Raw genomic sequence first — 16961 nt, 5'->3', positions numbered from 1 at the left:
CAGGCCGCGGCCCTCCCCTCGGCGATTACGCTTCCGGATCCGGGCAGGCGATCTCGACGCGGCATCCCGCGCCCGGGTGGATCGTCAGCCGGAAGCCGTGCAGCTTGACGATCGCAGCCACCAGATTGAGGCCGAGGCCGACGCCAGGCGTGTTGCGCATCTTGTCGGACCGATAGAACCGCCGCAGCACAGCGTCGCGCTCCTCTGCCGTGATCCCGCTACCAGTATCGACAATGCGGATCACGGTTTCATTCCCGTTGCGCAGCAGCTCGATATCGACCTTGCCGCCTTCCGGCGTGAACTTGATGGCGTTGTCGACGAGATTGGTGACCGCCTCGATCAACAGGTCCCGGTCGCCGCGCACGTTGAGCTCGTGCTCGGCGTGGACCGTCAGCGCGATATTCTTGTTCTCCGCGATCGGCTCGTAGATGTCGCAGACCTCCCGCAACATCTCATGCAGCCGCACGATGCCGAAGCCGGCCGACCGCCGGCTGTTCTCGATCTCGGCAAGCCGCAACAGCGCAGTGATGATCGTCAGCGACTGATCGATGCCTGCGATCGCCTTGTCCGCGACCGTCTGAAGCTGCTCCAGCGACGTTGCATGGGTGCGGCCGCGCTCGAGCGCGAGCCTTGCGCGCGTCAGCGGCGTCCTGAGATCGTGGGCGATATCGTTGCCGACGCCGGCCAGCGCGTTGATCATCGTTTCCATCTCGTCGAGCATGCCGTTGACGATGACTGCGAGCTTGGAGAACGGCTCGCTGCCATCGCGATAGGGCAGCCGTTCACGCAGATCGCCCGCGATAATGCGCTGGACGCGCTGGTTGACCTCCTCGACCTGCCGTTGCGCCCGCACGCTCAGCCACGCGCCGGCCAGAAGACAGATGATGAATGCCGGCAACAATCCGAACGCGAGCGCTTCGCCGACGACGTGGGAGATTTCCTTGGTCTCATCGACATTGCGTGCAATCGCCAGAACGTTGCCGTTTGGCATGCGCTTTGCGATCGCGCGAACTGAATGATTGTGATCCGGCTGGTCTACCCTCGCCGCGGTGACGCTCTGCGCCGGGGCGTCGATCTTGAGACCGGCCGGAAGACGCTCCATGTTGCCGGCCAACCTCCGCCCGTCCGAGCCAAACACCCCTGCAAACTGAACGCCGCGCGAATCCTGCCGCAGATGATCTTCGATCGCGTTGAGCTGGCGCTCCATCGGCAGTGTCGCCATGAAGGCGATCTGACGGCCGAGCATGCGGTCGGTCCGCTCGATCAGATAATTGTCGATCTTCACATAGATGAAACCGAACAGCGCGATCATGAAGACGGCAAGGACGCCGGCCACCGCAAGTGCCCAGCGAAAGCTGTTCGACCGAATGAATTGCCACTGGCCCATCGTGTTCGGATGTCTCTGCATGAAGTCAACGGCCATCGATCGGAGCGCGCAATATCTCAGGAGGCCGCACGGAGAATGAAGCCGGCACCGCGGACATTCTGGATCATCGGAGTCTCGTCCGGCCCGTCCACCTTGTGGCGCAGGCGGCCCATATGCACATCGACCAGGTTTGTCGCCGGGACGAACTTGTAGTTCCAGACTTCTTCAAGCAGCATGGCGCGCGTCAGCAACTGGTCGCTGCGTCGCATCATGTATTCGAGCAGGCGAAATTCGCGCGGCAACAGATCGATCACCCGATCGCCGCGCCTGGCACTGCGCTCGATCAGGTCGAGTTCGAGCTGCCCCACCCGCAGCAATGTCTCTCGCGATTCCACCGGCCGGCGCAGCAGCGCCTCTATCCGCGCGATCAGTTCCACGACGGCAAACGGTTTGGTGAGATAGTCATCGCCGCCCATGCGCAGGCCCCGCACACGGTCGTCCACCGCGCCGAGTGCACTTAGCACCAGGACCGGCGTGCGAACCTGCTCTTTCCGCAAGGTCTCGATCACGCTAAGCCCATCCATTCCCGGCAACAAGCGGTCGACAATCATGGCGTCAGGCCGCAAATTGCGAGCCTTGTCGAGGCCTTCTCGACCATTGGCCGACCATTCGACCTCGAACCCGCGTTCAGCGAGTTCGGCCGTAATCTCCTCGGCGGTCTCGCCGTCATCCTCGATCAAGAGCACCTTTGTCATCAATCCGTTCTCGACAACACCCTGCCGGGGGCCGGCCCGCGCCGCTGGCAGCGTGCGTCCGCCCTCCGCTCAACCAACATAGGCTCGGCGGCGGAACCACGCCATTAAATTGCATTTTAGGGAGGGGTTTTGCTGCCGATCCGGGCGGACCGCGGAGAGAGATCAGGAAACGGCCTGGGTCCTGAGGCTCACGCGGCTGCCGTCGGCCAAGTCGACCGACGGATTGAGGATCACCTTGTCGCCCGCTTTAACACCGCTGTTGATCTCCACTTGCTGGCCGAGGTCACGCACGACGTTGACCCTGTGCAGATGCGCCACCCCGTTCTCGACCACGGCGACCTGCAGGCCGCCTTGATTGAAGATGATTGCATCCGCAGACACTTTGAAGCTCGGCGGCTTGCGCGGGATGCGCAGTTCGATCGTGCAGTAGATGCCGGGCGTGAGCGCGCCGTCCGGATTCGGGATATCGACCTCGGTCAACAGCGTTCGCGAACCCGGCTGCAGCGCATCGGCGATCCGCGTCACCTTGCCGGGGAAGGTGCGGTCGGGCAGTTCCGGAACGTGCACGATGGCATCGATCCCCGCACGTACTCCGAACGCCGCATCCTGTGGAACAAACACCTGGGTGCGGATGACATTGCTCTGCATGATCGTGAACATGAACGTGCCGCTGGTCGCATCCGCCTGCACCAGGCTGCCGACGTCGATATTGCGCTGGGTGATCACGCCGTCGAAGGGTGCAACGACCTGCTGGTAGATCTTCTGCTGATGCAACACCTGCACCTGCGCTTCCTCGGCGACCACATTGGCCTGCGCGACCGAGACCGCGGCCTCTTGCGCCTTCAGCGTCTGGGAGTCGATCGTTCCCTGCTGCGCGGTGAGCCAGCCCTTCTCCACCAGCGGCTTGTCGCGGTCCCAGGTCACCTTGGCCAGTTCCCTATTGGCCTGCGCCTGCTGCAGCGCAGACCTGAGCTGCCCGAGCGTCGCCTCAGCCTGTGCGATCTGATGGTCGAGTTCCGGCGCAACGATCTCCGCCAGCAATTGCCCTTCCTTGACATGGTCACCGATATCAACCTCGCGCTTGGCGATATAGCCGCTGGCGCGCGCGAAGATGTTGGCGGAGGCAAAAGCCGAGGTGGTTGCAGGCAGGTTCACGACGTCGATCCCATCGCTAGGCTCGACGGTCGCCACACGAACGTCCGGGACGAGATCGTGGCGCTGTGCGGCCGTGGCCATGGTCTGGCGATATTGGGCGTAGTGATTCCATCCCCCGAACGCCAGTGCGGTCCCTCCGATCAGCCCCAGGGCGACGCCCACAGTCCGGCCAATCCACCGTCTCGAACGGCCATGCCGCACCGGCGCCGGATCGCTTTTGCGATCCCCGGGCGTCGGCTCGATTTTCAAAGGCCGATTGAAATTCATTCCAGCACCTCGTCGAATACCCCGTGATGTTTTTCGCCGTCATTGCCCTTGCGCAGCATGGCAAACAGATAGGGCACCACCAGCAACGTCGTCGGCGTCGCAAACAGCAAACCGCCGATCACCGCGCGCGCAAGTGCGGCATTCTGCTCTTCGCCGGCCGCTCCGATCGCCATCGGGATCATGCCCACGATCATTGCGGCCGCGGTCATCAGCACCGGTCGGATCCTGGTATGCCCGGCCTCGATCGCGGCCTCGAAGGCAGTCTTGCCGGCAAGCTGCTGCTCACGGGCAAAAGTCACCAGCAGGATCGAGTTGGCCGATGCCACACCCACCGCCATGATCGCTCCCATCAGCGACGGCACGTTCAGGGTCGTGCCGGTCACGAACAGCATGGTCAGGATGCCACAGAGCGTCGCGGGCAAGGCCAGGATAACGACGAAGGGGTCGCCGAAGTTCTGATAGTTCACCACCATCAGCATGTAGACAAACACGGCGGCAAACAGCAGGCCGATGCCGAGATTGACGAACGAGCTGTTCATGCTGTCGATCTGGCCGATCACCTGGATCGAATTGCCTGGCTTCAGCTGCTTCTGCAGATCCCCGACAATATGGCTGATCTGGCTCGCGACGCTGCCGAGATCACGGCCTTGCGTGCTGGCATAGGTCTCGTAGACCGGCTGAATATTGGCCTGGTTGGCATTGGTCGGAACGCTGCCGCGCCTGAACGTGGCGACGTTGCTGAGCAGGCCAGGCACGGGTGTATCGGTCAGCGACGCCAGCGTCGTGGAAACCGGCGTGTTGCCGAGATCGCTGACGGACGAAATCCTGCTCTCGGGCGTCTGCACCGCGAAGTAGTATGGAATGCCGGATTTGGGATCGGTCCAGAAATTCGGCTGCACCTGCTCGGACGAGCTCAGGCTGACATTGAGATTGGTGGCGATCGTGTTGGCGTTCAGGCCGAGCTGGGCCGCGCGGGTGCGATCGATGTCGGCATAGAACGCTGGCGCGTTGACTTCCTGCTGTAGATGCGCATCCACCACGCCAGGGATATCGGCGATGCGCTGCCGCAGTTCCTGTGCGACCCGCAGATTATTGTCCTTGTCGTAGCCGACCGTACGGACATCGATCTGCGCCGGCAGTCCGAAATTGAGGATCTGCGTCACGATATCCGCCGCCTGGAAGTAGAACGTGTCCTCCGGGAAGGCCTTGGGCAGCTCCTCGCGCAGCTTGCGCACATGGTTCGCCGTCGGCGCGTGGCCTTCCTTGAGCGCCACAAGGATCACGCCGTCATTGACGCCGATGGTCGATCCGTCGCTGAAGGCGAGGTTATACGGCCGTGCGGGCAGCCCGATATTGTCGACGATCAATTCGCGCTGATCGGCCGGGATGATTTCGCGGATCTTGTTCTCGACCTGCTGAAAGACGCGCTCCGTCGCCTCGATCCTGGTCCCGGCCGGCGCGCGGACGTGAAGCTGAATCTGTCCGCCGTCGATCGCCGGGAAGAAGTCTCGGCCAACCATCGGAAACATCACGCCGCCCAGCAGCAGCACGAATCCCATGCCGATGGGAATGATAAAGCGGTGGTTCAAGAGTTCGGTGAGCCAGCGCGAATAGGCATGGCGTATGGCCTCAAAACCGCGCTCGAACGCCGCATGGAAGCGCGCGAACAATCCGCTCGCCGCCGCTCCTGGCGCGCCGTGATGTTCACCCTTGAGCAGAAGTCCGATCACGATCGGCGTCAGGGTTCGAGACAGGCCGTAGGAAGCCAGCATCGCGAACACGACGGCGAGCCCGAGCGGCGTGAACAGGTACTTTGCCGGCCCATCCAGGAACACCACGGAGGTGAAGACGCAGCTGATCGCGAGCGTCGAGACCAGGGTCGGCACGGCAATGCCGGCGGCGCCGTGCAGCGTCGCCTGCGGCAGCGGCATCCCCGCCTCGGTCAGCAGCCGATGGGTGTTCTCGATCGTGACCGTCGAGTCGTCGACGAGAATGCCGACCGCGAGCGCCAATCCGCCGAGCGTCATCGTGTTCAAGGTCTCGCCGAGGAAATAAAGCACGATCAGCGAAGTCAGGATCGAAAGCGGGATCGAGATCATGACCACCACGGTCGAGCGCCATGATCCCAGGAACAGCAAGATCATCAGCGCGGTCAGCGCCGCCGCAATCGCGCCCTCGCGCAGCACGCCCGTGACCGACTCCTTGACGAACACCGACTGATCGAACAGTTCCTTGATCTGCATGCCCGGAGGCGCCGCGGCGCGCGCCGTCTGCAACGCCTGGTGCACGGCATTGACAACCGAGAGCGTGGAGGCATTGCCGTTCTTGATGATGCTGAGCAGCACCGAGCGCCGGCCGTTCTGCCGCACGACGTTCTGCTGCACCAGCCAGCCGTCATGTACCTGCCCGACATCCTTGACGAACACAGTCGCGCCGTTCACCACCTTGATCGGAATATTGTTGAGGTCGTCGATGCTCGGCGGCGTTGCATTGGTGCGGATGGCATATTGCGTCTTGCCGAACTTCGCCGTGCCCGCCGGCAATGTCAGGTTTTGGGTGTTGACGGCGTTCACCACGTCGAGCGGCGTCAATCCCTTGGCGAGCAGCTTTTCCGGATCGATATCGACCATGATCTGGCGGTACTTGCCGCCCGCCGGCGTCGGCAGCGTGATGCCGGGGATCGGCGCCAGTTGCTGGCGGATGCGATAGATGCCGTAGTCGTAGAGCTGCTGCTCACTGAGCGTGTCGGAGCTCAGGCTGATCTGCAGCACTGGAACGCTCGAGGCGTTGAACTGCACCACCACCGGCGGCTGGATCCCCGGCGGCATCAGCGCGCGGATCGAGTTGGTGGCGGAGACGATCTGGGCGATGGCGAGATCGAGATTGACGTCGGGTTGGAAGTAGATCTTCTGCACCGACAACCCCGCCATGGTCTGGGCTTCGATGTTCCTGATGCCGTTGACGTTGGAGCTGATCGAATACTGGCTGTAGGTGGTGACGCGCTGCTCCATCTCGGGCGTGCTCAGCCCGGTATAGCTCCAGATCACCGTCACCACGGGGATGTTGATTTCCGGAAAGATGTCCGTCGGCATCTTGTAGCTGGCGACGGCACCCAGAAACAGGATCAGCGCAGCGACCACATAGAACGTATGTGGAAACCGCAGAGCGAAGCGAACGATACCCATAATCGGTCCTTAACCGCGCGCCGCTCTGCCGGTCCTCACACAAGCAGCGGCGTGCCTATTTCAAATGCACCTGCACGACGTGACCGGGCTTGTCCGGAACGCCCTCTGTGATCACCAGATAACGTCGTTGAATTTTGTCTTCGCCATGCCTCGTGCGCCGGCGAGGCTCGAGAGCTGACATCCTCATTTGTTTCGTCCCTACTGCATATGCATCGTGTGGCTAGACATCGCGTCCGGTGATTGCATGGCAGGTATGGTATCCGGCTGCGGCGCAGGTGCAGTGCCCGGCTGTGTCGGCGCGGCAACCGACGGCGGCAAATCCTCGCCAACCGCGAGCCGCATCGCCGCAATCTCCTGCTGCTGGGTCACGACAATCTCCTGCGCGAGACGGCGAAGCTGCTCGTTATGGCCGTAGCGAAGGACAGCCTTCGCCATGTCGATCGCGCCTTGATGGTGCGGAACCATCATCGCGACGAAATCACGGTCGACATCGCCGGTCGGCTTGATCGTCATGTCCGCCATCATCTTGTTCATGGCGGCATCATTTTCTGAAAGGAAGGGCTGCTCGCCGGCATAGTCGGGGCGATCAGCCACATATTGAACCGGCATGGCCCCGCGAACGTGATACGCCTTGGTGGGATTCTGGGCCAACACGAACGACGTCGCCGCCACGGTGGCCGTCGTCGCGAGTGAGATCACGCGTTTGCGAACGAAAGAACGTGACAGCACGATCATACATGCCTCCAAGCGAAACCTGCCGCTACGTGGAGCGACCCACGGTCCGAGCTCCTCCATTTCCGAATACCTCTAGTGGGTAGTCCGCCCGAACAAGCCCAAAGACGTCGCCGACGCGATTCAAGTGGCGGTCGAACATCCCATTCTCAACTAAAAAACGATTTAGGGTTTCGACGGCGCCGATTGGATGTCGGATCGCATCAATAAGCTGCTACGATCAGCCAACATTCGGTGACGGCGCGGATCGCAGCACTCAATATCCGGTGAGTTGGCGAGGGCTTTTCTCCTCACGCGATGAAGCCGCGTCGAAAATCGCGCGAGCCAAATCTTAATCAGCTATGCGCAGAAGGCCGATCTGTTCATTCAATTGAGATTGCGGACGCTCGCGCACCCGTGATGACGAGCACACCTGTCTTCCTATGCGCCAGAACAGGCTAGCCGGACGATTGAACATCGCAGCGCTTGTTGTTTCAGGATATACGCGGCAACAGATTTGTTGCGCTGATTTCGACGACGTCAGAGAAACGATGATGCCAGAGCCGGGCTCTCGGCAAGCGCATGCGCGGTATACTCCAGCGCGCTCCTGACCTGCGGCCGATTGACGGGACCGCCGAGGCATATCCTGACCGCCTCGGGCGGCGATCCGTTGACGACGAATGCATCGCTTGCGACGACACCGATGCCGGTCGATCGCATATGCTCGACGAATGCCGAGCGCGTCCATGGCGCGGGCAGTGGGACCCAGATGTTGAAGCTGAGCAGATCCCCGCGATAAGAACCTTTTGGCAATATCTCCGCTGCCAGCCTCTGCCGCGCCGACGTCTCCGTGCGGATGAACCGCAGGATCGTATCCGCGGTACCGTCCTCGATCCAGCGCGTCACCAGCGACACTGTGAGCGGCGAAGCCATGACGGTTGCGGCACGAAGCGCGGAGGCGAACGGCCAGGCCGAACGCGTATCGGGAACCACGACATAGGCCGCGCGGAGTCCCGCACCGATGCATTTCGCAAGGCCCGCGACATGCCATGTGAGATCGGGCGCAATCGCAGCAAACGGCGCGTGGCCGTGACCGTGTTCGGGGATGAAGCCATAGGCATCGTCCTCGACGATCGGCAACTTGTTTCGCCGGGCGATCGCAACGATCTCCCGCCGGCGGGAATCCGGAATGGTCAGCGTCGTCGGATTCTGAAGCGTCGGATTGAGATAGATCGCCTTCGGCTTCAGTTTCTTGCACGCATCGGTCAAAGCCTGCGGCTCCACGCCGTCGTCGTCCATCGGCAAGCCGACCAACATGATGCCAAGTTGCGCGGCGATAGCGCGTATGCCCGGATAGGTGATGGCCTCGCACAGCACGATCTCGCCGGGCTTTGCGAGGATCGCGAGAATGCCAAGCAGCGCCGGGTGCGCGCCAGGCGACACGAAGATACGGCTCTGCGCCGGCACCAGCGCGCGCCGGCCGAGCCAGCTCGACGCCGCATCCTTGTCGGCCTGGGTGCCGCCGAATCCCTGGTAGCGCAACAGCGAGACGACATCGCGTATGATGTAGTCTGCCCCCGCCTGCATCCTGGCGATCAAGTCGGGATCATCAGGCTCGGGCGGCAGATTCATCGAGAGGTCAACCGGCCGCGGCGGGAAGGCCTGCACTGAGCGTCGCGGGCGCGGCTTGTCGCGGACGAAAGTTCCCTGCCCGACCTTGGATTCGATCAGCCCGCGCTTCTGCGCCTCGACATAACCGCGCGCCACCGTCGTGAAGTCGATGTCGAGCCGCTTGGCCAATTTGCGCTGCGGCGGCAATCGGTCGCCGATGACAAGTTTTCCGGCGGCGATATCATCGGCGATGGCGTCGGCAATCGCGAGATAGCGCGGCTTGTCACTGTTGGAGATGTCGGGTCGCCAGTCGGTCATTTGCGAGATCTAGCCAGATGAGCTCAAAATTGACCGTATGTTGTTGCATGCTTTTTCGCAATTGGGTTCGTAGTACTGCCATTATTCCTGCGGGACTCGACGAGGACGCCTGCATAGCAATCGAGCGCGTTGCACACTGCTGCTAGGCAGCTTTTTCTAACGGCAGAGAAACAATCCCTACAGTCCCGTCAGATATCCAGTCAACATTGACTGCATATCTGACTGCATATTGACTGCGTTGATGATTAATCGAGCAAACAGGCGTTTGGCACATTGATTGCTAATCCTGAAATCGATCCGGGAGGCCGGACGAGAGCAGGAGGTGCGCAATGCCCGCAGTAACGATGCCCGCTCGCCAGAAAGGCGATTTTCTTGTCGATTATGAGGAGAAGGTTTTCGAGGACGTCAAAGCCAAGCCCGGCGAGAAGGCGCTGGTGACGTTCCACACAGTCGCGTTCGAAGGCTCGATCGGTCTCGTCAACATCCTTCAGGCGCTTCGGTTGAAGCGAAAGGGTTTTGACACCTCGATCCTGCTCTATGGTCCGGGCGTCACGCTCGGCATCCAGCGCGGCTTTCCGAAGATCGGCGACGAAGCGTTTCCAGGCGCCCAGAACTTCAACAACCAGCTCGCAAAATTCATGGACGAAGGCGGCAACGTCTACGCCTGCCGCTTCGCCTTGCAGGCCCTGTATGGCCATGGCGAGCCGTCGCTGATCCCGGGCATCCGGCCGATCAATCCGCTCGACGTGCTGGATCTGATCCTGATCCACCGCAACGACAACGCCTTCATGCTCCACACCTGGACGCTCTGACGCGGGGCGAGCGGACGAGGGAGGAGACCGTGACAGCGAAGCGCATCGTCAAGGCTGCCGCGATCCAGATCGCGCCCGATCTGGAGACGCCGAGCGGAACCGTCGACCGGATCCTTGCGGCCATTGCGGAAGCGGCCGGCAAGGGCGTCCAGTTCGCCGTGTTCCCGGAGACGCTGGTTCCCTGGTATCCGTATTTTTCCTTCGTCCGCCCGCCGGTCCTGAGCGGCGCCGAGCATATCCAGCTCTACGACAACGCCGTCGTGGTGCCGGGCCCAGTGACCGACGCCGTCGCCCAAGCCGCCAAGCGCCATGCCATGGTGATCGTGCTCGGCGTCAACGAGCGCGATCACGGCTCGCTCTATAATGCGCAGCTCGTGTTCGATGCCACCGGCGCGATCGTGCTGAAGCGCCGCAAGATCACACCCACCTTCCACGAACGCATGATCTGGGGCCAGGGCGACGGCGCCGGACTGAAGGTGGCCGATACGGCCGTCGGCCGCGTCGGCGCGCTCGCCTGCTGGGAGCACTACAATCCCCTCGCCCGCTACGCGCTGATGGCGCAGCATGAGGAAATTCACGCGGCGCAATTTCCGGGATCGCTGGTCGGACAGATCTTCGCCGACCAGATCGAGGTGACGATCCGCCACCATGCACTCGAAAGCGGTTGCTTCGTCGTCAACGCCACCGGCTGGCTCTCCGAGGAGCAGATCGCGAAGATCTCGCCGGACGAAGGCCTGCGCAAGGGCCTGCGCGGCGGCTGCATGACCGCGATCGTCTCGCCGGAAGGCAATCACCTCGTCCCGCCGCTCACCAGGGGCGAGGGAATTCTGATCGCCGATCTCGACATGGCTCTGATCACCAAGCGCAAGCGGATGATGGACTCGGTCGGCCATTATGCCCGCCCGGAGCTTTTGTCGCTCGTGCTCAACGACCAGCCGGCGCGTCCGATGCACGGCCTTCACCCCAATCGCCTCATGCCCAATCCGGGAGACGTATCCGATGACACAGCAGATGCCGCACGAGCGACTCAAGGCGATGCCGACCGAGCAGTTGATCAACGAGTTGCAGTCCTTCGGAGTACGCCTCGCTGATCCCAGGAACGGCGGCATCAGCCGCCGCGGCGGCGCCGGCCCCTCGGACCACACGCCATTCACCATCGATGGTTCCACGGTGATGGTGCCGGTCCACAATGCGCCGGCGTTCGAGAGCCCATACCTCGTCGAGCGGCCCGACGCCGCGGGCCGCAGCCGCATCTCGCGCGACGGCATCGTGCTGGCCGATGTCTCGTTCCCGCTGCGGCCGAAATTCTACGAGCTCTCTACCGCCGACGGCATTCCCTATTCCAAGATCGCGACGCTGCATGGGCGTGACGTGCTCGCAACCACGGTGCTGCAGACATGCATCCGCTACCAGAGCCGCACCAAGACCTGCCAGTTCTGCGCGATCGGGCAGTCGCTCGCGGCCGGACGCACGGTCGAACGCAAGACGCCGGCACAGCTTGCCGAAGTCGCCAAGGCCGCGGTCGAGCTCGATGGCGTGCGTCACATGGTGATGACCACGGGCACGCCGCGCACCTCCGATCGCGGTGCGGCGATCCTTGCCGAGAGCGCCGCGGCCGTCAAAGCCGCCGTCGACCTGCCGATCCAGGCGCAATGCGAGCCGCCGGATGATTTCGCCTGGTTCGGCCGCATGAAGGATGCCGGCGTCGATGCGCTCGGCATGCATCTGGAAGTCATCGGCGCCGACGTGCGGCAACGGATCATGCCGGGCAAGGCCCAGGTCTCCATCGACGACTATTTCGAAGCCTTCGCGGCGGCGGTGCCGGTGTTCGGCCGCGGCCAGGTCTCGACCTATATCCTCGCCGGGCTCGGCGACGAACCTGCCGAGATCCTTGCGACCTCCCGGCGCCTGATCGACATCGGCGTCTATCCCTTCGTCGTTCCGTTTGTACCGATTGCCGGCACGCCGCTGGAGAGTCATCCGACACCACCTCCTTCGTTCATGCACGACATCCTGCGCCCGCTTGCGGACATGCTGCGGGCCGGGGACTTGCGCGCCTCCGACATCAAGGCGGGCTGCGGCAAATGCGGCGCCTGCTCGGCGCTGTCGACCTATGAGCGGAGGGCCATCGCATGATCTTCGAATCCTTCAAGCCGTTCATTGCGCCGGAATTCCAAGTGAAGTTCGCGACCGAATCTTGGGAGAAGGCTGCGGCCGCTGCGCTCCGCCGTAGGGTGTTCTGCGAGGAACAGCACATCTTCGCCGATGATGATCGCGATGCGATCGATGACTTCGCCATTCCACTCGTGGCGGTGTCGCTGCTCGGCGTGGTCGAGGACGACGTTGTCGGCACTGTGCGTATTCACCCCGATGATCACGAACCCGATGTCTGGTGGGGATCGCGGCTGGCGGTCGCGAAGAACTATCGCCGGCTGAGCGCGGTCGGCACCGGCCTGATCCGGCTTGCGGTATCGTCGGCGCACGCGCGCGGCTGCCGCCGTTTCCTCGCCAATGTCCAGAGCCAGAATGCGCTGCTGTTCCAGCACATGCACTGGCGCTCGCTCGGTGAGTTCGAGCTGCACGGCCGCCCGCATCACCGCATGGAGGCCGACCTCGATCACTATCCGCCATTCCGCACTCCTGAGACCGGCTTCCTCTCCCTGGCGAAACTGGCGGCCTGATCATGCTCTCCGGTGCCGCCATCGATGCTCTTGTGGAACGGCTGCGGCAGAGCCGCGGCATCGCCGCCAAGGCCGACATCGCCGCGGTGGCCGCCGCGCTCGAGCTGTCGGGCGATCAGGCGATCCCCGTGGGCGACGACTGCGCGGCAATTCCGGATGGTGACGGCCACCTCCTGTTCGCGATCGAAGGCTTCATGAACGAATTCGTCGCCGCCGATCCCTGGTTCGCCGGCTGGTGCGGCGCGATGGTCAACATCTCCGATGTCGCGGCGATGGGCGGACGGCCCACCGCGATCGTCAATGCGATCTGGTCCGATGGCCCGGATAACGCATCGCCGATCCTCGCCGGCCTGAAGGCGGCGGCGAAGGCGTTCGGGGTCCCCATCATCGGCGGCCACACCAATATTCGCAGTAGCCAGAGCCAATTCGCGGTCGCGATCCTCGGCCGTGCCAAGCGGCTGCTGACCAGCTTCGATGCGAAGCCAGGCGACAAGCTCGTTGCCGCGATCGATCTTCGCGGTCGCTACCGCGAGCCGTTCGCGAACTGGGAAGCGGCAACCGATGCGCCGCCGGAACGGCTGCGCGGCGACATCGAGATCCTGCCGTCGGTTGCCGAGTCCGGGCTCGCGTGCGCCGCCAAGGACATCAGCCAGGGCGGCATCGTCGGCACCGCCGCGATGCTCGCCGAGTGCTCGCAGGTGGCGCTCGCCCTCGATCTCGACGCGATCCCGATTCCGGACGGCGTTCCGCTGGAACGCTGGCTGCAGACCTTTCCGAGCTTCGGTTATCTCTTGTCGGTCAAGCCGGAACATCTCGACGAAACGCTCGCGCGCTTTCGCCAGCGCGGCATCGCCGCCGCGTCCGTTGGCGACGTGATGGCCGGAACCACGGTCGACATTCGCGCCGGCTCCGACCGCGCGACGGTGTGGGATTTCGCGCAGCAGTCGTTGATCGGCTGCGGCCCCGCCCAGCGTCCGATCCAGCGGAGCGTCGCATGACCGCTTCATCGCCGGGGCTCCGCATCGCGATCCTGACCCACTCGACCAATGCGCGTGGCGGCGTGGTGCACGCGCTCGAGCTCGCGGACGCCTTGACGAGGCTCGGCCATGCCGCCATCGTGCATGCGCCCGATCGCACCGGCAAGGGCTTCTTCCGTTCCAGTCTCGCGCCGACCATATCGGTGCCGGCGTCGGCTGTGTCTGACGATGTCGCGTCGATGGTGGAAACGCGCATCGCGGACTATGTGCGGCATTTCGAGAATGCCGCGCATCGGCAATTCGATGTCTTCCATGCCCAGGACGGCATCTCCGGCAATGCGCTGGCGACGCTGAAGCAGCGCGGGCTGATCCAGGGTTACGTCCGCACCGTGCACCACGTCGATGATTTCAGCGACGCGCGGCTGCGCCAGCTCGACCAGCGCTCGATCGTTCTCGCCGATCAGCTCTTTGTCGTCAGCCGGATGTGGCAGGAGCGGCTTCGCATCGAATTGGCCTGTAGCTCGACGCTGGTCGGCAACGGCGTCGACACCGGCCGCTATTCGTCTGCCCCCAATCCCATCGATAGCGCACTCCGCGCCCGTCTCGGGCTTCGCGAGGGACCAGTGCTGCTGGCGATTGGCGGCATCGAGCAACGCAAGAACACCCATGCCATCCTCGATGCCTTCAGCCAGATGCATGCCATCCACCGCTCCGCCCAGCTCGTGATCGCGGGCGGAGCGTCGCTGCTCGACCATGGCGCCTACCAGCGGCAGTTCCGGCTGCGGCTGCAGGTTGCGGGGCTGCCCGCAGGTGCGGTGATCGAGACCGGGCCGCTTGCCGATACTGAGATGCCATCGCTCTATCGGCTTTCGGACGCTCTGGTCTTCCCGTCGCTGCGCGAGGGCTTTGGCCTCGTCGTACTCGAAGCGATGGCGAGCGGCGTCCCCGTGATCGTCTCGCATATCCCGCCCTTCACCGAATATCTCGGCGCGGACGACGTTGCCTGGTGCGATCCGCATCAGGCGGGCTCGATTGCGAATGCCATCATCAGCGCGCTGTCCGAGCCGCTTCGCTGCCGCCTCGCCGCGAACGGACGTAACGTCGCCGAACGTCACGATTGGAGCCGCACCGCTGAGGCGCACCTTCCAGCCTATCGCCGCATGAGCGAGGTGCATTATGCCTGAAATGCGTTTCCATGTGCGCTGGCCGGATGAAAGCATCGAGGTCTGCTATTCGCCTTCGCTGGTGATCAAGGACCATCTCGCCGTCGGCGCGACCTACCCGCTCGCCGATTTCCAGGAGCGCAGCCGCATCGCGCTGACGATCGCAGCGGAGCGCGTCCGCGAGAAATACGGCTTCCTCTGCACCCGTGCGCTCGGTCAGCTCGCCCGTATCGAGGAAACGGCTCACCGGTTCGAGGCCATGCCAGGAGCCTCCGTCGCCATCGTTTCGTTCGAACAATAACAGGAGCTCATGATGTCTGATCTCGACTCTCACTACCCGGTCGTCGTGATCGGCGGCGGACAGGCCGGCCTTGCGATGAGCGCGCAGCTCAGCCGGCACGATATCGACCATGTGGTGCTGGAGAAGAACAGCATCGCCCATTCCTGGAAGACGCAGCGCTGGGACGCGTTCTGCCTGGTGACGCCGAACTGGCAGTGCCAGCTCCCCGGCTTCCCCTATGCCGGCAGCGATCCGCACGGCTTCATGCTGCGCGACGAGATCGTCCGCTATATCGAAGACTACGCGAAGCACATCACGGCGCCGGTCCGCGAAGGCGTCGCGGTCGTCAGGCTGAGGCAGGCAGATGGAAGATTCCTGCTCGATACGACCGCGGGCGAAGTCACCGCAGACAGCATCGTGCTCGCGGTGAGCGGCTATCACATCCCGAAGATTCCCGACTTCGCAGAGCGGCTGGGCCCGGCCATCACGCAGATCCATTCTTCCGCCTATCGCAATCCGGACCAGTTGCCACCGGGCGAGATCTTCGTGGTCGGCAGCGGCCAGTCCGGCTGCCAGATCGCCGAGGACCTGCATCTGGCCGGCCGCAAGGTTCATCTCGCGGTCGGCAGTGCGCCGCGCTGCCCCCGCTTCTACCGCGGCCGCGACGCCGTCGACTGGCTCGATGATCTCGGCCAATACGATCTGCCGGTGGATCAGCATCCGCTGCGTGAAAAGGTTCGCAGGAATGCCAACCACTATCTCACCGGCCGCGATGGCGGCCGCGACATCGATCTGCGCAAGTTTGCGCTCGAAGGCATGAAGCTCTACGGGCGCCTGCAGGACGCGCGTGGCACCACGTTGCGGCTCGGCGACGATCTAAAGACCAACCTCGACAATGCTGATCGAGTCTACAACGGCATCTGCAGCCTGATCGACGACCACATTGCGAGAGGCGGGATCGATGCGCCGCTGACGCCGCACTATGCGCCGGTGTGGTCGCCCGCCGAGACCCCGACGGAGCTCGACCTTGCGGCAGCCGGCATCACCAGCATCATCTGGACCACCGGCTTTCGTTCGGACTGGTCGTGGGTGGATTTGCCGATGTTCGACGGCGCAGGTTATCCCACGCACAAGCGCGGTATCACCTCGGTCGATGGCGCCTATGTGATCGGATTGCCCTGGCTTTACACTTGGGGTTCAGGCCGGTTCGTCGGCATCGGTCGCGACACGGAGTTCGTGGCGGATCATATCGTGGGCCGGCGGAGCGCGGTACAGGAGAATGCAACTCGCGCAGATGGGCGCGTGCTCGCGCTTGATGCCGCGGGTTAGGCGCCAATCACACCGGGACTCAATAAACACCGATGTACATTGTGGCGCGAGCAAGCGGTTGCCGCTTGTAGATGGGGTAACGGGCCGCGGTCTGCCCTCCAAGCAAGCCGCGCTTGCTACGGCGCTATGGGTGGCGCGCTGCGCGCGGCTTGCTTGGAGGGCGGGCGGTCGTCCCTCACATTGATGGTGTGACGGAGTCGAGGATGGACCTCGCTCCAAGCATCATGGAGAGACGACCATGGAGCACTATGCCGGAATCGATGTGTCATTGGAATGCTCGAGCGTGTGTGTGGTTGACGCCAACGGCAAGATCGTGCGGGAAGCCAAGGTGGCGAGCGAGCCGGAGGCGCT

General features: G+C 63.3%; 14 protein-coding genes and 1 pseudogene. 9 read left to right on the top strand and 6 right to left on the bottom strand.

Annotated elements, in window-relative coordinates; genetic code table 11:
- Positions 1-25: 25 nt before the first annotated feature.
- The 6 genes from YY7_RS52305 to YY7_RS0120515 all read right to left on the bottom strand — a co-directional run bounded on the left by YY7_RS52305 (position 26) and on the right by YY7_RS0120515 (position 9368).
- Complete coding sequence (locus YY7_RS52305; protein ID WP_051396818.1) at positions 26-1408, bottom strand: sensor histidine kinase; 1383 nt, start codon at positions 1406-1408, stop codon at positions 26-28.
- A gap of 35 nt (positions 1409-1443) precedes the next feature.
- Positions 1444-2121: a response regulator transcription factor gene (locus YY7_RS0120535; protein ID WP_028164860.1), complete on the bottom strand. Its 678-nt coding sequence runs from the start codon at positions 2119-2121 to the stop codon at positions 1444-1446.
- Positions 2122-2283: 162 nt separating this feature from the next.
- On the bottom strand, positions 2284-3438 hold the full coding sequence (locus YY7_RS0120530) for an efflux RND transporter periplasmic adaptor subunit (RefSeq protein WP_245287341.1): 1155 nt from the start codon (positions 3436-3438) through the stop codon (positions 2284-2286).
- Between the two features lie 101 nt (positions 3439-3539).
- Positions 3540-6728 (bottom strand): efflux RND transporter permease subunit, encoded by a 3189-nt coding sequence (locus tag YY7_RS0120525; RefSeq protein WP_028164858.1) that lies wholly within the window; start codon positions 6726-6728, stop codon positions 3540-3542.
- Between the two features lie 198 nt (positions 6729-6926).
- Positions 6927-7337, bottom strand: a complete 411-nt coding sequence (locus YY7_RS52300) for a DUF305 domain-containing protein (RefSeq protein ID WP_051396825.1) — start codon at positions 7335-7337, stop codon at positions 6927-6929.
- A 642-nt stretch (positions 7338-7979) separates the two neighbouring features.
- Positions 7980-9368 (bottom strand): PLP-dependent aminotransferase family protein, encoded by a 1389-nt coding sequence (locus YY7_RS0120515; protein ID WP_028164857.1) that lies wholly within the window; start codon positions 9366-9368, stop codon positions 7980-7982.
- 329 nt (positions 9369-9697) lie between these two features.
- On the opposite strand from YY7_RS0120515, the gene YY7_RS0120510 reads away from it, so the two are divergent.
- The 9 genes and pseudogenes from YY7_RS0120510 to YY7_RS60495 form a co-directional block, all read left to right on the top strand.
- The gene (locus YY7_RS0120510) at positions 9698-10180 is read left to right on the top strand and encodes an MSMEG_0572/Sll0783 family nitrogen starvation response protein (protein ID WP_028164856.1); all 483 of its coding nucleotides are present in this window, start codon (positions 9698-9700) and stop codon (positions 10178-10180) included.
- Positions 10181-10209: 29 nt separating this feature from the next.
- Complete coding sequence (locus tag YY7_RS0120505; protein WP_028164855.1) at positions 10210-11271, top strand: Nit6803 family nitrilase; 1062 nt, start codon at positions 10210-10212, stop codon at positions 11269-11271.
- Positions 11180-12316, top strand: a complete 1137-nt coding sequence (locus YY7_RS0120500; protein WP_245287340.1) for an MSMEG_0568 family radical SAM protein — start codon at positions 11180-11182, stop codon at positions 12314-12316. Before YY7_RS0120505 ends, YY7_RS0120500 begins: the two co-directional genes overlap by 92 nt.
- Entirely contained in the window at positions 12313-12861 is a 549-nt protein-coding gene (locus tag YY7_RS0120495; protein ID WP_028164853.1) for an MSMEG_0567/Sll0786 family nitrogen starvation N-acetyltransferase, read from the top strand. Before YY7_RS0120500 ends, YY7_RS0120495 begins: the two co-directional genes overlap by 4 nt.
- A gap of 2 nt (positions 12862-12863) precedes the next feature.
- Positions 12864-13859, top strand: a complete 996-nt coding sequence (locus tag YY7_RS0120490) for a sll0787 family AIR synthase-like protein (protein ID WP_028164852.1) — start codon at positions 12864-12866, stop codon at positions 13857-13859.
- Positions 13856-15022 (top strand): MSMEG_0565 family glycosyltransferase, encoded by a 1167-nt coding sequence (locus YY7_RS0120485; RefSeq protein WP_028164851.1) that lies wholly within the window; start codon positions 13856-13858, stop codon positions 15020-15022. Before YY7_RS0120490 ends, YY7_RS0120485 begins: the two co-directional genes overlap by 4 nt.
- Entirely contained in the window at positions 15015-15302 is a 288-nt protein-coding gene (locus YY7_RS0120480; RefSeq protein WP_028164850.1) for an MSMEG_0570 family nitrogen starvation response protein, read from the top strand. The genes YY7_RS0120485 and YY7_RS0120480 overlap by 8 nt, the downstream gene beginning before the upstream one ends.
- Before the next feature lie 12 nt (positions 15303-15314).
- Positions 15315-16610: an MSMEG_0569 family flavin-dependent oxidoreductase gene (locus tag YY7_RS0120475; RefSeq protein ID WP_028164849.1), complete on the top strand. Its 1296-nt coding sequence runs from the start codon at positions 15315-15317 to the stop codon at positions 16608-16610.
- Between the two features lie 238 nt (positions 16611-16848).
- Positions 16849-16961: pseudogene (locus YY7_RS60495) on the top strand (IS110 family transposase); the annotation flags it as partial.

It is taken from the genome of Bradyrhizobium elkanii WSM2783 (assembly GCF_000472865.1).
GTDB classification, from domain to species: Bacteria; Pseudomonadota; Alphaproteobacteria; order Rhizobiales; family Xanthobacteraceae; genus Bradyrhizobium; species Bradyrhizobium elkanii_A.
The sequence above is the reverse complement of the archived record's forward strand: the minus strand, read 5'-3'. Positions and strand labels throughout refer to the sequence as shown.

Bases quoted from the DNA above. Each gene is read 5' to 3' on its own strand.
- YY7_RS52305 (WP_051396818.1), bottom strand. From the start codon at position 1,408: ATGCAGAGACATCCGAACACGATGGGCCAGTGGCAATTCATTCGGTCG.
- YY7_RS0120535 (WP_028164860.1), bottom strand. From the start codon at position 2,121: ATGACAAAGGTGCTCTTGATCGAGGATGACGGCGAGACCGCCGAGGAG.
- YY7_RS0120525 (WP_028164858.1), bottom strand. From the start codon at position 6,728: ATGGGTATCGTTCGCTTCGCTCTGCGGTTTCCACATACGTTCTATGTG.
- YY7_RS52300 (WP_051396825.1), bottom strand. From the start codon at position 7,337: ATGCCGGTTCAATATGTGGCTGATCGCCCCGACTATGCCGGCGAGCAG.
- YY7_RS0120515 (WP_028164857.1), bottom strand. From the start codon at position 9,368: ATGACCGACTGGCGACCCGACATCTCCAACAGTGACAAGCCGCGCTAT.
- YY7_RS0120510 (WP_028164856.1), top strand. From the start codon at position 9,698: ATGCCCGCAGTAACGATGCCCGCTCGCCAGAAAGGCGATTTTCTTGTC.
- YY7_RS0120500 (WP_245287340.1), top strand. From the start codon at position 11,180: ATGACACAGCAGATGCCGCACGAGCGACTCAAGGCGATGCCGACCGAG.
- YY7_RS0120495 (WP_028164853.1), top strand. From the start codon at position 12,313: ATGATCTTCGAATCCTTCAAGCCGTTCATTGCGCCGGAATTCCAAGTG.
- YY7_RS0120490 (WP_028164852.1), top strand. From the start codon at position 12,864: ATGCTCTCCGGTGCCGCCATCGATGCTCTTGTGGAACGGCTGCGGCAG.
- YY7_RS0120485 (WP_028164851.1), top strand. From the start codon at position 13,856: ATGACCGCTTCATCGCCGGGGCTCCGCATCGCGATCCTGACCCACTCG.
- YY7_RS0120480 (WP_028164850.1), top strand. From the start codon at position 15,015: ATGCCTGAAATGCGTTTCCATGTGCGCTGGCCGGATGAAAGCATCGAG.
- YY7_RS0120475 (WP_028164849.1), top strand. From the start codon at position 15,315: ATGTCTGATCTCGACTCTCACTACCCGGTCGTCGTGATCGGCGGCGGA.